Source organism: Methanoregula formicica SMSP (genome assembly GCF_000327485.1).
In the GTDB taxonomy this organism is placed as follows: domain Archaea; phylum Halobacteriota; class Methanomicrobia; order Methanomicrobiales; family Methanospirillaceae; genus Methanoregula; species Methanoregula formicica.
In genome coordinates this window covers 1636328-1651713 of sequence record NC_019943.1, presented here as the reverse complement: position 1 = coordinate 1651713, position 15386 = coordinate 1636328, and the positions used below count along the sequence as shown (strand labels likewise).

Below are 15386 nucleotides of genomic sequence, written 5' to 3'. Positions count from 1 at the left end.
ATTACTCCGGGGGAATATATGGACGCGCAGGAAATGCGGTATGATGATCCGTCTCTCTATATCAACCGCGAACTGAGCTGGATACTGTTCAACCGGCATGTACTGGACGAGGCCCTGGACGAAAGCCACCCCCTGCTTGAACGGGTGAAGTTCCTTTCCATCTTTGCCAACAACCTGGACGAATTCTTCATGATCCGCGTTTCGGGGCTGCAGCGGCAGCTCAGGAAAGGCGTGCTCAAGGCACCACCGGACGGGATGACTGCCGGCCAGCAGCTGGATGCAATCCACACGATGCTCCTCCCTGACCTGCAGGCACAGGACGACTGCTGGCACAAGGAACTCCTGCCCCGGCTTGCCGAACAGGGGATCCTCCTCCGGAAATACCATGCCCTGACCGACCGGCAGAAATCGGCCATGGACCGGTTCTTTGTTGAAGAGATCTTTCCGGTCTTAACCCCGCTTGCATTTGACAGCTCGCACCCGTTCCCGTTTATCTCGAACCTTTCCCTCAACCTCGCCATCATGGTCCGGGACCATACCGGCAAAGAATTCTTTGCACGGGTCAAGGTGCCGACCAAGCTCTTCCCGCGACTGGTCAGGATTCCCGATGCTGATGGAAGTACCCGAAACGATGACTCCCTTGTCCAGTTTGTATATCTCGAAGAGATTATTGCCGCCCACCTTGACATGCTCTTCCCGGGACTCGAAGTTATAGCTTCATTTCCGTTCCGCATCACCCGCGACGCAGATCTGGAGATTGAAGTGGACGAGGCGTCCGACCTGCTCACCACGGTCGAGGAAGTTGTGGAGCAACGTGCACGGGGCAAGCCGGTCCGCATTGAGGTTGAATGTTCCATGCATGACGGGATCTGCCACACGCTTGGCTCAAAACTGGGTGTTCCCAAGTCCATGATCTACCGCGTTGCCCACCCGGTGGGAATGGCCGACCTGATGCAGCTGATGTCTCTTGACCGTCCCGAACTCAAGGATTCTCCGTTCCTCCCCTCAACACCGGAAGACCTTGCTGATGACCAGGATGTCTTTTCCGCGATCCGGCGTCATGACATTCTTCTCTATCACCCGTATGACAGTTTTACACCGGTCGTCAACTTCATCCGGCAGGCTGCCCGTGATCCCGACGTGCTTGCGATCAAGATCACGCTCTACCGCGTGGGCCCGAATTCGCCTATTGTCAATGCCCTGATGGAGGCTCGGGAGAATGGCAAGACCGTTGCAGCGTTGATCGAGCTCAAGGCACGCTTCGATGAGGAGAACAACATCGGCTGGGCGCGGGCACTGGAACGACTTGGCGTTCATGTGGTGTATGGAGTCGTCAACCTCAAGGTCCATGCCAAACTCTGTATGGTGGTGCGGCGCGAGAAAGACGGGATTCGCCGGTACATGCACCTGGGAACCGGCAATTACAATGCCGCAACCGCCCGGATTTATACGGATTTCGGGCTCATGACCTGCGATCCGGGTATTGGCGAGGATGTTGCCAATCTCTTCAACTTCCTTACCGGTTATGCCCGGATCGAACAATACGCCAAGCTGATGGTGGCCCCGGTCACCATCCGGAAGATGATCCTCCAGAAAATCGACCGTGAGATCGCCCGGCAGAGATCGCATGGCGACGGGAACCTGATCTTCAAGATGAATGCCCTTGTCGATGCTGCCTGTATCGCGGCCCTGTACCGTGCTTCAGCGGCCGGTGTCAGGGTGGACCTGCAGGTACGGGGGATCTGCTGCCTCCGCCCGGAATTACCCGGGATCAGCGAGAACATCCGTGTCTCTGCTATTGTCGGACGCTTTCTCGAGCATGCCCGGGTCTATTACTTCCACAATGGCGGGAACGAAGAAGTCTGGCTGGGCAGTGCAGACCTTATGCCACGCAATCTTGATAAGCGCGTGGAAGTCCTCTTCCCGGTGGAAAACGAGTTGCTGAAAAAGGCGGTCATTGCTACCATTCTCCCGGTCCAGCTGGGGGATACTGTCAAAACACGCTGCCTGCATTCCGACGGCACGTACTCCCGCAGGGCGTCCGTTCCCGGCGAGACTCCTATGAACGCCCAGTCATGGCTTATCGAGCACCGGGGTGCCTGGTATGACCAGCACCTTTAAACGGCAGGCGTGCGGCCCCGGCCTTCGCTGGTTCTCGCAGCAGTGTCTGCCCCCGCTCCTTGCAGCATTTGAAAAAGAGATTGCCGGTGTCCGTGATGCAAAAGACCGTGAATACATTCACCGCATGCGGGTTGCATCCCGCCGGCTCCGTGCCGCCCTTCCCCTTTTTGGGACCTGCTTTTCCGAAAGACCGTATGCCCGGTGGATCCGGGAGATTACCGGAATTACCCGTGCTTTGGGTGAAGCGCGGGATATCGATGTCCAGATAGCGTTTCTTACAGAGTACCAAAAGACGGATCCCGGAGCACCGGTTCCTGGCAAAAATCCTGCAACTCCTGACAGGCATGAGCTGGAGCCGGCATTTGCGTATCTTATTGGCGATCTCCATACTCGGCGCACACAGGCACAGGAAGGGGTAGTCTTTGCGCTTGATGCGCTGGAGAAGAGCAGGATTATTCCGGAAATGGAGGAGTTATTTGCACAAAAAACCTCTGGCACCCATAATGCACCGCCTTCATCGATTGCGCGGGGCATCCCGACCATGGCTGCATTCCGGATCAGCTCCCGTCTTGCCGCCATGCAGTCCTATGAACCATGGCTCCATCATACCGACGCAGTTGCTGAACACCATGCCATGCGGATTGCAGCCAAGAAGCTGCGATACACTATGGAAGTCTATGGCCCTGTCTACCGCAACGGGCTGAAAAAACCGCATGCAGCAGCAAAGAACCTCCAGCAGATCCTTGGCGATCTCCATGACTGCGATGTCTGGATCGATCACGTAACGCGGCTGCTCCTTTATGAGCGGGGCCGGATGAGGTCGAAAAAGAAGGGCCCGGATACGGCAACGCTTGCCAGCCTTCGGTTGTTCTTAAAGGACCGCGAACAGGAACGCGAGAGAATCCACCGGCACCTGGTGCAGTACTGGCAGGAACTGAACGACGAGAAGACCTGGAATTTGGTTTCTGGCACGCTTGTCAACGGAAGGAAACGGGAATATCGCTGTGAGCAGATGCTGGACTCAGCAGCCCTTCGTACTGCAAGCGCTGATCTGGCATCGTCATGGCCTGCAGGATTTGCCCATCACCAGAACGTAGCCCGGCTCTCGCTCATGCTCTTTGATGGTCTCGTTCACGTGCACCATCTTTCCGAACAATACCGTGCACTTCTCGAATGCGCCGCGATGCTTCACGACATCGGGATGACCCGTGGGAAGAGAAAGCACCGTGAACGGTCAGCCGCCCGAATCTTTTCTGATGAGTCCCTGCCGCTTGATATGGCTGGTCGTTCTGTTGCAGGCCTCATCGCATCCAGCCATAACGGGAAGGTCCGGATCCGTTCGCACCCGCTCTTCTCCCTTCTCTCAGAAAATGATCAGGATGCTGTTGTCCGGCTTGCCGTCCTCCTCCGCATAGGAAATGCCCTGGATCATTTCCATTCCGGTGCAGTCCGGGAGATCCACTGCATCATCGGAAAAAAAGAGATTCTCTGCGATGTCGTTGCAAGCGGTGACGTCTCGCGGGAAAAGGAGCGTGCCCTGTCGCAGGCCGACCTCTTTCGGGAAGCATTCCAACGGGAGCTGGTTTTCCGGTGAGTGACGGAACTATCGGGCCGGAAGGACGGGTCGTCACGTTCATCGATCTCGGGACAAATTCGTTCCGTATGCTCATTGTCCGGCTCAACCCGAATCATTCGTATACCATTCTCTCGCGCCAGAAGCAGCAGGTGCGTCTCGGGGAGGGAGAGTTCGAAGCAGAGGAGATCACCCTGGCTGCGATGGAACGGGCCGTTATCGTGGCAAAGATGTTTGTGGACCTTGCCCGCACCTTCCATACTGAGGAATTTGTCGCGGTTGCCACGTCGGCTACCCGAGAGGCCTCAAACCAGAACGAGCTGCTGCACCGCATCCGGCAGGAAGCAGGGCTGGACATACGGGTTATCTCCGGCCGCGAAGAGGCCCGCCTTATTTATCTCGGTGTGGCGAGCGCAATCCATCTTGCCGGCCGAAGAATCTTCTGCATCGATATCGGCGGCGGGAGCACCGAGATCGCCATCGGTGATGCACAAGGATATACCCATCTTGACAGTTTCCGTATCGGGGCCATACGGCTCGCCAATACCTATCCCTCCCCGGACGAACGGGGGATTGTCGGACCTGTACAGCAGAAAAAGATCCAGCAGCATGTCCGGAATGCCATTGTCCATGCAACCGCTGCCATCCGTTCGCTGAAACCTGAATGTGCCATCGGGGGATCCGGCACGATCATGAACCTTGCGGAAATTGCCGGGAAGGCACACCATCCTGCATCAGTGACCGAACCCCGGTCAAACGGGCTGACGCTGAAATACAAGGAAGTAAAGAAGCTCATAGAACTCCTTTCACCGCTGACGCTTGAACAGCGAAGGCGGGTGCCGGGGATCAATCCCGAGCGCGCGGATATCATCATTCCCGGCGCTATCATACTCGAAGTCTTCATGAAGGAACTGGGCCTTTTGGAGATCTCTGTTACCAGCCGCGGGTTGCAGGATGGACTGCTTGTCGATTACCTCTCCCGGATGGACAACTTCCCCCTGATGGGAGAACTGACGCCCCGGCAGCGGAGCGTCCTTCAGCTCGGAAGGTCCTGCGGAATCAATGAAATCCATGCCCGTACGGTAACCAATCTCGTGCTCGAAATGTTCGATTCGGCAAAGACAAAGAAGCTCCATGATTTTTCCGATGCTGAACGGGAACTGCTCGAGTATGCAGCGTTCCTCCATGATATCGGTTCGTTCATATCGTTTACCAACCACCATGCGCACTCGTATTACATTATCCGGAATTCCGAACTTCTTGGTTTCAATGACCGGGAAGTGAACCTTATCGCCATGCTGGCACGGTTCCACAGAAAAAAGAGCCCGCGGAAAAAAGACACCTTTGTCACGGACCTGGATCCCCGCGACCAGCGGGCACTCCGTCTCCTCTCCTGTTTCCTGCGTCTGGGAGAGAGCCTGGACCGGAGCCATGCTGCCCTTGTGCAGCATGTCCGTTTCACTGCTGCCAACAAGGATACAGCCCGGCTCGAAATCCAGGCACGGGGGGAATGCCAGCTGGAGATCTGGGGGATCGAGAATGAGAAACGGGCATTTGAGAAAGCATTTGGCCGGAATCTGGTCTTCTCGGTGATGGAAAACCCGTCATCCTGATCGGTAGTGCTCTTCAGTTCCCTGCTACGCGAACTTTTTTAATGCCGCCTCGGCCTCAGCAACGATCTGCGGATCGCGGTTGTTCAGGAATTTCGTCAGGGGTGTGATTGCCCGGCTGTCCCGGATCTCGCCAAGTGCCCAGATGGCTGCCGGGATACGTATCCTGCCTTGTTCAAGCAGGGCGATGAGTGGTTCCGTGGCCTCCTGCGCCTGGAGTGCCCCAAGAGCAAGAGCTGCGGTCGTGACAACCCGCTCATGCGAATCGCCGAGTGCATCGATCAGGTGCGGAACTCCACGGCCACCGGCATCAATTAGTGCATCGAACGCTGCTTCCCGGATGTTCCAGGACGGATTCTCCAGTGCGGTGACCAGGAGATGGAGGGTCTCGTTATCCGGATCCCGCGCCATTGCCTGGATTGCAGCAAGACGGACCGTACTGTCTTTGGAGTCGAGACTGGCAGCCCACTCTGCCCGTTGTTCTGGATCGGTCTCTGACTTTTTATCTTCCGGAAACGTTACCCCCTGCTTACGATCCCCCACCCCGTGTGATAGACCGGATTTTGCGGAATTCTTTATTGTATTGATACCCAGTGCCGTTGCCCAGGTTTCAACAGCCCAAGTGGCGGCCTCATCCGAGAATGCGAGTTCGTCCTGCAAACGCTTTTTGAGAAAACTCCGGAACAGTTCCGGCGTGAGGGAATGACGGGGAGAGAGAAGATCCGCGGGAATCTGCTGGCGTACGGCATTGACAAGAACGAAGATCTCGCGGCGACACCGCGGGCAGGTGTCCCGGAGCAGTGCTTCGCACCGGAGCGGGTCTGATGCAATGGATGTACCGTAGCGGGAGACCAGCGAAAGAAGGATGGTCCTTGCGTCATCGTTCATGGTATCACCGTTGTAGGAGGGGCAACAATAGTAAGAACTACTCCATCGATCGTAATGGTGGTCCCGGGATTCAACGGGACTGCGCGACCCGGAGAGACGATTGCTGCGCTCCCATCCGGAAATTCCGCGTTCCATGGTGTCCTGGTGGTGTTCCGGATCCCGGAAGCACCGGTTATTGAAGGGTGCGGTACAACAATGCCGATAATTGCCCCCCCGTCATCATTGGCCGGGGTCAGGGAGACATGCCTTCGCCGGATCGTGGTGCCGTTTGAGAGAGCAATGGAGATCTCCCCGGATGGACGCTTCACAACAAGGGACGGAGGTGCAGGAAGGGTGATGTGGCAGTACCAGCAGGAACCCGGCCTGCCGGTTTCTTCAAGAAAGTTTTCTGCGCGGCATTTTGGGCAGGCAATGATCCGGTCTTTTATTGCGGAGAACAGGTTCTGCCATTCGCCCTCGGTGACCCTTCTTGATGGATCGTGAAGGCCGTCCGTGAAGGCCCGGAGGAACAGATCCTGCAGGTCAGATGGACAGTATCCCCAGCGTTCGCGTGCAATGGCATAATCAGGGTCCGGGGGCAGGCAGTTTACCGGGTTCTCCGGATCAAAGACAAAGACCGGTGATTCGCCATACACTTTCTTCTTGGCCGGGATGTCCCAGCAGTGAAAACGGTACTCCATCTCCCCATGGAACGGGTGGTGCCAGACCCAGAGGTAGAAGAGGAGGACGGCAAGCGAATGAAGGTCTGTCTGGGTTGAGGGATCGGCCTCCCCCCGGATGATCTCGGGTGCCATGTATTCCATTGTTCCCCAGACCTGGCAGCGGGACTGGCGGTTGACCCCGACATTATCATTGTCGCAGATCAGGACATCACCCGTTACCGGATCAAACATCAGGTTGCCGGCAGAGATATCGCGGTAACAGTGACCGGACAGATGGAGGGCGCGATAACTGTTGGCAAGCTGGTACGAGATCTCGCAAAGGGATGAGAAGTTGGGAACCGGTTTGATATGTGCCCAGATCTCACCAAGTTCTGCAAATTGTTGCGTATCGATCCGCGTCATCAGGTACCCGAACTGGGAAGGGTCCTGTACGGTGACAAGATCGAGGGGCCAGATAAACCTCCGGCCGGCTGCGCCGAACGGGGGGCCGGTCCGGACAAGATACAGCACTGCCGATCGTTGTTCCTTCGTTGCCTGTTCGGGTTTGTACCATTTGACGGCCTGGTACCCCTGCGTTCCTTCGACAAGATAGACCTCTCCCTGGGTCCCTTCACCGAGTTTCCGGATGACGTGCAGTTCCGTGCCTGAAAGTTCGGCCTTTACCCGTTGACCTATAGCAAGGGGCATTACCAGCACTCCGTGAGGCCCGGGGCCTTTTCGTCTGGTTCTGGTTCATGTATGGGTGAGGGGGGGATACTCTCATCAGGATTGATACTCACAAAGACGATTGTCATGTCATCCCCGCTTGCAAGTTCGGAGTACCGGTCAAGCCATCCTGCCATCGAACCGGCAACACTCTCGATCCCAAAATCCTTCACCCGGTCAACAAGGCTTTTGACAAACGTGAAAAATTCCCCGCCTGCCGTACTGTCAAACGAGTCTGAAACGCCGTCAGTTGCGGCAATGAGGACACCGCCATTCTCCCGGTCGAGAGTTGCGGTCCGCCAGAGAAGATGGGCATCCCGGGACGAGAGCGAGTGGGTCTCCTTTCCCACAAGCCGGGTCTCGGGAGGGATCGGGGATTCGATAGTCCCGTCTGGCCGGACCAGGACTATATCCCCGTCACCGATCTGGCCGATAAGGATGGTATCGGCAACGATGAGAGCCGAAATAAGGGTTGATCCATAGCGGATATAGGGATCTGATTCCGGCCTTGCTATCTCATGGGTGGCTGCATCGGCCTGGACATAATCCCTCCAGCGGCGGGTAATTCTCCGGGGAAAATCCGCTTTGAACTCCGAGCGGAGGATATGCGGCGGGACAGTATGGACACGCATACGGTGGAAGCCGGTGAGCTCATCCACCCCGGCCTGTACGGCAAGGGATGCGCCGGTCCCGCTCATATCGTGACGTGGGTCACCATGGCCGTCAGCAATGGCGACTGCGATGCAGGGAATCGCACCAGAAGCTCCGCTATAGATCGCGTAGGCGTCTTCACAGGGTCGGGAAAGCCGGATGTGGGACGCCCCTGTCCGGCTGCACCCGAACGCCCACCCAAGCGATGGGTCGCATGCACAGAGGAATTGTCGGGGCTCAGGCATGAATGGTCTAGAACAAATCGGTATTGGAGGTTATCATCGGGGGTGGCGATTCAAGGGAGACATTTGATGTATCTTCCATGGCGGTGCTCCGGCTCCTGCCCCGGGACGAGGCAACCGATGCCGACACCGAAGCCCACTTGATATAGGTGACCAGTTCCTCCGGAGAATGCGCTTTCAGGAGGCCGATCTGGTCCTGGTTGACAAACTTCAGGAGCTCGGGTTCATTGTAATCCGATTCATCCCCAATAGCGATGGCGAGCCGGACAGCTTTTACGCCCCAGGGGATCTTCGAAAGCTCGGCAATGGCGTTGTCGTATTCATCACGGGGATCGGTACAGAAACCGTCGGAGACAAGGATACAGACCGGGGGGAGTCCGCGGCGGGGCATGTGTTCAACGGAAAGTTCGCCCGTGAGGAGATTGATGGCCTTTGCAGTGGCGGTAAGCCCCGCTGTCTCCAGTTCCGGCCAGGTGAAGTCGGCCAGAGGGATCGGGTCTGGTCCGACATGCCAGGCCGCATCATCGGAGAATCTGATAGCCCGCATGAAGATCTCCACCTGGGGATAGGCAGCGACCGCTTTCTGGACCTCAGGGATTGCCTCGCGGATTGCCTGGTTCAGGGTCGCGATCTTCTTTCCCCGCATGGAGTCGGAACAATCCGCGAGCCAGAAAAAGTGCAGCTTCTTTTTGGCAACCTGCCCATCAGGAATCGGAATTGTATCGTCTATGATAATACCCCCTCGCTTACCATTCAATCTGGCAGATAACCATATAAGTTCACCGTTTCCGGGCCGTTTTTCTGAAGGCAGACACGGTACTGCCCGGTTCGTGAAAACGGGGATGAAAAGAAAAGAAGAGTTGGTGGGGAGTTTTATAATTTCTTGAGGGACTGCACAAGTTTTCCGACGGTTTCCTGTGCGTCGCCATAGAGCATTCTCGTGTTGTCACGGTAGAACAGGTCGTTCTCGATCCCGGCAAAGCCCCGTCCCTGGCCCCGCTTCAGGACAATGACGTTCTTTGCCTGTTCGACATCGAGGACCGGCATCCCAAAGAGCGGGCTGCCCTGGCGGTGCGCTGCGGGGTTGACCGTGTCGTTTGCACCAATCACAAGGACAACATCCGTTGCCGGGAACTCCGGGTTGATCTCGTCCCGGTCAAAGAGCTGGTCGTACGAGACCCCAGCCTCGGCAAGCAGGACATTCATGTGCCCGGGCATCCGTCCTGCTACCGGGTGGATGGCAAATTTTACCGTGATGTCTTTACTTGCGAGCAGGTCGGTGAGCTCCTTGACCTTCTGCTGGGCCTGGGCAACGGCCATGCCGTATCCGGGTGCGATGATTACCTTGTTTGCATAGGCAAGGAGGATCGCAGCATCGTCGGTCTCGATCGCTTTCATGCTGCCCTTCACTTCCCCGCCGCTCTCGTCCTTTGCGCCGAATGCGCCAAAGAAGACATTCGTCAGCGAGCGGTTCATGGCCTTTGCCATCTGGAGAGTGAGGAGTGAACCTGCAGCACCGACAATCACACCGGCAACGATCATGGCATAGTTGGGGGTTGCAAACGAGAACCCGTCAAGTGCCACGGCAAGACCGGTGAAGGCGTTGTACATGGAGATGACGACCGGCATGTCTGCGCCACCGATCGGGAGGGTCATGAGGAGGCCGAAGCCGAGCGCGAGGATAAAGAAGAGTGGCAGGTAGGCTGCTACCGTGAACGGGATGAATGCCGGCTGGAGGATGATGCAGGCCCCGGAGATGACGGCAAGGGCGAGGACTGCCATGTTCAGGATCTGCTGGCCCGGGAAGCTGATCGCCCGTGCCGGCATCAAACCCTGGAGCTTCAGGAACGCGATAATGCTTCCCGAGAACGAGACCGCCCCGATGAGCCCACCAATAACGGCCAACGCACCGGTGACGGGGGTCGTGGTGACGAGGAGCGCAACGGCCGAGATACAGGCAGCTGCACCGCCACCCATGCCATTGTAGAGCGCAATCATCTGGGGCATATCGGTCATGGCAACGCGCTTTGCGGCGATGTACCCGAAACCGCCCCCGATGACGATAGCGATCGCGATCAGGGCAAGGTTGGTGAGGTCAGGAGTGAAGAACGTGACGATGGTTGCAATGAACATCGCGGCGCCGGCCCAGATAATGCCGCTCCGGGCCGTGAGCGGGTGGCTCATCCGCTGGAGGCCTACGATGAAGAAGAAGATCGTGGCGATGTAGATCGGTTCGATGAGGAAGGAAAGGTCGGTCATCTTATGCCTCCTTTCCCGGCTTCTTGCCGCTCTTGTCAAACATCTGGAGGATCCGCTCGGTCACGACATAGCCGCCGGTGACGTTTGCCGCGCCAAGGACAACGGCCACAAAACCAATGGCCTGTTCGAGCGGCGTTGCGGCAAGGCCGAGGGCCACCATGGCGCCGACAAGGACTATCCCGTGGATGAAGTTCGACCCGCTCATCAAGGGCGTGTGCAGGATGACCGGAACCCGGTTGATGACAACATAGCCGGTAAACGCGGCGAGCATTGCGATATAGATGGCAGTCCAGAATGCAGAGATATCGGTCATGGTTTTCCTCCGCCAATGAGGTCACGGGTCGGTGCATGGCGCACCTCGCCTTCATGGACGAGCAGGCTTGCGGCAAGGATTTCGTCGGAATAGTCTTTCACGAGCGAACCGTCTTTTGCAACAACCAGCGAAAGGAAGGACTGGAGGTTCTTTGCGTACATCTGGCTTGCATGGAACGGCACCCGTGCCGGGAGGTTCCTCGGGCCGATGATGGTGACGCCATGCTCGATGAGGGTCTTTCCGGCCTGTGTCAGTTCGCAGTTCCCGCCGGTCTCGGCAGCCAGGTCCACGATGACGGCACCCGGGCGCATCCGGGCAACGGTCTCTTTCGTGATGAGGACCGGGGCTTTACGGCCGGGAATGGCTGCGGTGGTAATGACAATATCGGCCTTTGCAACGGCAGCGGAGACCATCTCCTGCTCCAGTGCCTTCTCCTCGGGAGTGAGCTCGCGGGCGTACCCGCCCTGGCCCTCGGCATTGATCTCGAGCTCGAGGAACTTTGCGCCAAGGCTCCGGACCTGTTCGCCGGCTGCGCGGCGGACATCGTAGGCCTCGACAAGGGCGCCGAGCCTCTTTGCCGTGGCGATGGCCATGAGGCCGGCAACACCAGCACCGAGGATGAGGACGGTTGCAGGACGTATCGTTCCGGCAGCAGTCGTGAGCATCGGGAGGAACTTCGGGCAGTTTGCGGCACCCATGACAACTGCGGCATACCCGCCAGCGGTTGCCTGGGAACTGAGCGCGTCCATACCCTGTGCCCGGGTGATACGCGGCACGAGTTCGAGCGCAAAGGCAGTGACCTTACGGTCCCGCATCTTCCTGATTGCCTCGAGGTTTCCTGCGGGGTTCATGAAGCCGATGACAATGGTTCCTTCGGCAAACTGCTCCGCATCTTCAACGGTCGGGGGCTGGACGCAGAGGACGACCTGGGCCCCTTTCAGGAGCTCTTGCCGGCCGGGTACGATTGTTGCTCCGGCAGCAGCATAGATCTCATCGGGATAGTATGCTCCTGTGCCGGCAGTTTTCTCGACCCGGACTTCATGGCCGGCTTTTGCCAGTTTCTGGACAACCTCAGGCACGGTGGCAACCCGGAGTTCCCCGACAGCAGATTCCTTCACAACGGCAATGATCGCCGGCTTTACCGCAGGGCCTGCACCCTGCCCGTCCTGTGCATGGGCAGGGGCGCTCACTGTGTCCACCCTGCCTGGTCAGCTTTCTCGCAACGTAACAACCTGTTCACTCCATTTCTGGTTGAAATGTATCGTACGAATTTGTTCTACAGTCTCTTTATCTTACGCACCCGCACGGCAACGCCCCGCCGCGAACGGAGCATCTCTCCCGCCGGCAGGGCTGCACGGCCGGTTGCAAGGACGCGCTTTCCGGTGATAAGGACCTCATCGCCATCCCGGATCGCCGGGTCGGCACCGGTCACGCCGGGGATAAGGACATCTCCCTCCGGTACGAAATCGTCGATGGTAACACGATAACCCTCCGGGATAAGGGCCCAGCCATCGAACGTGGGGCGGAGGAGGCCGGTGCCGGTATCGATGGAGAAGAACTGGGTGGTGCCTTTGCTGTAAAAGAGCTCGGGGAAACGACCCCGGGAGACAATGCCTTTGGTATCGACATCCGCCCCGAACTGGTAGGAGAGCATCCCATGGAGATGGTTGTCCTTGATCCTCCGTTCCCCCGCAAGGGCTGCGTCGAGCGCGTTCAGGGCAGCAGGACCTGCCGGATCATCGGTGCAGGAGAATTCCAGCGTGATACCGGCAATCTCCGCCGCCTGACGGGCAACAAGGAGCGCCCCACCTTCGAGATGGGCGATGATCCGCCGGTAGCGGTGGCGTGCGAAATAGCGTGCAAGAATCCCGGAGATGAATGCGCACTCTTCGGCATCCCAGTACCCGGTGACCGGCACATCGTAATGGCCGGCAGGATAGACGCACTCCAGTTCGCGCGGGACCAGGCCGAGCGGGGAGGTGACGATCAGTTCGTGGGCCCTTCCCCCGATAGCCTGTTGGAACCGGCGGTGGCTCTGCGAGAGCGAGTAGGGTTTTCTCGCTGAACAGGGCAGGAGCACGGCAACATCGCATTTTGGTGGCGGGACATAGCGCGAAAGGACCCGTTCGGCAAAGCGCTGCACCTCGGCCCGCTGCATGGTCTCGGCAGAGTTTGCCCGCATCACCCCGCTTCGCGCAATGGGCTGCGCTTGCTCCGTGAATGTATCGTGGCGGTCCAGGTAGCGCATGATGGCAACCTGGTTTGCCTCCATCCGGCACCGGGATTCAACCAGGTCGCGGAGCTGTGCCTGCCGGATGAACCGGGCGACGAGTGCGATCTCCCGGCGCAATGCTTCGCGATTGTGTTCTTTGAGATTGCCGGTTTTGCAGCCGGGGCAGGTGCAGATACCAGATTCCATTGCATTGGCAGGAAACTCTCCTTCTGGAGTGCAGAAGATGCCTTGCGCGGACTTAAGGTCAACAGCTGTGTAATCGAAAAGGTCAAAGCCGGAGTAGCAGAGTATGGCAACAGTCGTTGGCAGGGCCGCAGCAGGGGCATACCAGGCAGTGTCGGCAGGGGTCTTCTCCTTGAGCCCGACAAGCCAGTCCACATAATTCCTCGGATTGGAGAACGCCGTATGCCAGCCTGCAGCCATGACGCAGTCGCCGCTCTCTGCAGTATTTTTCCGTTGCGGGTGGATGATAACCGGGCCGTTTGTGATGGACGGCGGGTATTGTTCCACGAGTTTTGCCGGGGCTGAAAGCGGGATGTTGATGAACGAGGCGGATGCAAGTCCCGGAAAGAGGAACTCCATATCCGTGGCAACCGGTGTCTGCACGGGGCCGGCCCCTGCATCGAACACACCGGTGCGGGCAAGCCCGTCGCGTTTCCGGATATCAAACTTCGTCATCGACAGTCTCCATTTCCGCGAGTTCTTCCCGGATGAGCCCGGCCCATGCCGGGCCGGCCGCGATCACAATCCGGGATTTTGGATGTGATTCTGCGAGTGCCCGGATGCCCCTGCATCCCTGGTGGACCATCGCTGCATCCCAGTCGGGGGTTTCGCATGGCCCGATCGGGAATGTTTCTCTCAGTTCAGCGGGATAGGGGCCGAACGGGGGCCTGAAGAAGAGCGTATCATCGTACCCCCCCTGCACTTTGCCATCGATCACGACAAGCACATTCTTCCCGAGCCGGAGCCGGGCAAGCTGCTGCTGGTACCGCAGCACTTCGGTGCGCTGGCAGCTCTCGTCACCCCGGTAGAAGAAGCGCCGTTTTGATACACGGTCATGGGCTGCAAGTGCAGGTGCGTGGGTAAGGAGTTCCCGGTAACCATCGAGAAGCCGGGGATGACCCCGGCACCGCTCGTCAACGAGTTCCCAGAGCGTGCCATCGACAATGGCCTGACGGACCCGCGAGATCTCGGCCAGGGTCACATACAGGTTGTGGAGTGCGAGCAGGCGTTCCCGGTCCGGTGCTGCCCGGAGTTCCTCGGCTGTATGGGACCGGCAGACGCTGCAGGCACAGGGGAGATCGGCAAGTTCCTCAATGCGGTAACTCCCATGGGCAGTGAGATATCTCCCATCCTTGGCATACAGGGCATATGCGGCCGAGTCGAAGAGGTCGCAGCCCATCGCGGTTGCAAGGGCGAACATCGAGGGGTGGCCTGCACCGAAGAGATGGACGCAGGCAGAGGGGGAGAGTTCCCGTTTCGAAGCCATCACGACTTTCACGAGATCGCGGTACCGGTATGATTCCATCAGGGGGACTACAGCACCGACGGGGCAGAACGTGAAGCCGAGTTCCGTGACTTTCCGTGCCGACAACTCGCGGAGATCGCCAAACGTTCCTCCCTGGACCGGCCCGGCGATCGGCGCATCGGGCCCGAAGACCTCCTTTGCCTCGGCAAGGCGCTGGAGGGTGATGGCCAGCTCGCGTTCGGTTGTCTCGCGGTCTGCTGCCGGGGAGGTGGGGATGTCGAGCGGGACCCAGATATCGCTCCCGATGTCCCGCTGGAACGAGAGGGTCTCGGTGTTGGTGATGGAGACCTCGCCATAGACCGAGAGCTGGAACGACCCGGAATCGGTCATGATGACGCCATCGAAGTCCAGGACTTTGTGCAGCCCTTCGGTGAGTGCCCGCTCGCGGAACTGCCTGCTCTGGGAGAATATGTAGGCATTGGTGATGAGGGCCTCGACTCCCATTGCCTGCATCTCTTTAGGGGTCACGAGCTGGAGGTGGGGGTTGATGACCGGCAGGAGCGCGGGGGTCTTTACCGTTTTCTTCCCGACCGTCAGTTTCCCGCAACGCCCGGCAATGTCGCTGTACAGGCTCTCAAATGCAATGGCCATGGTATACCCT

At 58.3% G+C, this 15386-nt stretch carries 12 protein-coding genes; 3 read left to right on the top strand and 9 right to left on the bottom strand.

The genetic code is table 11. From position 1 onward, the window contains the following. The first annotated feature begins 18 nt into the window (after positions 1-18). From ppk1 to METFOR_RS08260, 3 genes are read left to right on the top strand one after another with little or no spacing between them, the layout of a single operon-like run. Positions 19-2121, top strand: a complete 2103-nt coding sequence (gene ppk1, locus METFOR_RS08270) for a polyphosphate kinase 1 (protein ID WP_015285671.1) — start codon at positions 19-21, stop codon at positions 2119-2121. Next, positions 2105-3715: a CHAD domain-containing protein gene (locus tag METFOR_RS08265; RefSeq protein ID WP_015285670.1), complete on the top strand. Its 1611-nt coding sequence runs from the start codon at positions 2105-2107 to the stop codon at positions 3713-3715. Before ppk1 ends, METFOR_RS08265 begins: the two co-directional genes overlap by 17 nt. Next, positions 3712-5307 (top strand): Ppx/GppA phosphatase family protein, encoded by a 1596-nt coding sequence (locus METFOR_RS08260; RefSeq protein ID WP_015285669.1) that lies wholly within the window; start codon positions 3712-3714, stop codon positions 5305-5307. The genes METFOR_RS08265 and METFOR_RS08260 overlap by 4 nt, the downstream gene beginning before the upstream one ends. A gap of 24 nt (positions 5308-5331) precedes the next feature. Here METFOR_RS08260 and METFOR_RS14560 read toward each other — a convergent pair whose 3' ends face one another. The 9 genes from METFOR_RS14560 to tgtA form a co-directional block, all read right to left on the bottom strand. Continuing rightward, positions 5332-6192: a HEAT repeat domain-containing protein gene (locus tag METFOR_RS14560; protein ID WP_015285668.1), complete on the bottom strand. Its 861-nt coding sequence runs from the start codon at positions 6190-6192 to the stop codon at positions 5332-5334. Then, positions 6189-7541, bottom strand: a complete 1353-nt coding sequence (locus METFOR_RS08250; RefSeq protein WP_015285667.1) for a protein kinase domain-containing protein — start codon at positions 7539-7541, stop codon at positions 6189-6191. The genes METFOR_RS14560 and METFOR_RS08250 overlap by 4 nt, the downstream gene beginning before the upstream one ends. Then, a complete protein-coding gene (locus METFOR_RS08245; protein WP_015285666.1) occupies positions 7541-8455 on the bottom strand; it encodes a PP2C family serine/threonine-protein phosphatase in 915 nt (304 codons plus the stop codon). Before METFOR_RS08245 ends, METFOR_RS08250 begins: the two co-directional genes overlap by 1 nt. Before the next feature lie 7 nt (positions 8456-8462). Continuing rightward, positions 8463-9098 carry a vWA domain-containing protein gene (locus tag METFOR_RS08240; RefSeq protein WP_148277641.1) on the bottom strand — a complete coding sequence of 212 codons (636 nt, stop codon included), beginning with the start codon at positions 9096-9098 and terminating at the stop codon, positions 8463-8465. A 227-nt stretch (positions 9099-9325) separates the two neighbouring features. Beyond that, positions 9326-10711, bottom strand: coding sequence for an NAD(P)(+) transhydrogenase (Re/Si-specific) subunit beta (locus METFOR_RS08235; protein WP_015285664.1), 1386 nt, complete (start codon positions 10709-10711; stop codon positions 9326-9328). Between the two features lies 1 nt (position 10712). After that, a complete protein-coding gene (locus METFOR_RS08230; protein WP_015285663.1) occupies positions 10713-11024 on the bottom strand; it encodes an NAD(P) transhydrogenase subunit alpha in 312 nt (103 codons plus the stop codon). Continuing rightward, a complete protein-coding gene (locus METFOR_RS08225) occupies positions 11021-12214 on the bottom strand; it encodes a Re/Si-specific NAD(P)(+) transhydrogenase subunit alpha (RefSeq protein WP_015285662.1) in 1194 nt (397 codons plus the stop codon). The genes METFOR_RS08230 and METFOR_RS08225 overlap by 4 nt, the downstream gene beginning before the upstream one ends. 86 nt (positions 12215-12300) lie before the next feature. Then, entirely contained in the window at positions 12301-13935 is a 1635-nt protein-coding gene (gene arcS, locus METFOR_RS08220) for an archaeosine synthase subunit alpha (RefSeq protein WP_015285661.1), read from the bottom strand. After that, a complete protein-coding gene (gene tgtA, locus METFOR_RS08215; protein ID WP_015285660.1) occupies positions 13922-15376 on the bottom strand; it encodes a tRNA guanosine(15) transglycosylase TgtA in 1455 nt (484 codons plus the stop codon). The genes arcS and tgtA overlap by 14 nt, the downstream gene beginning before the upstream one ends. Positions 15377-15386: the final 10 nt, after the last annotated feature.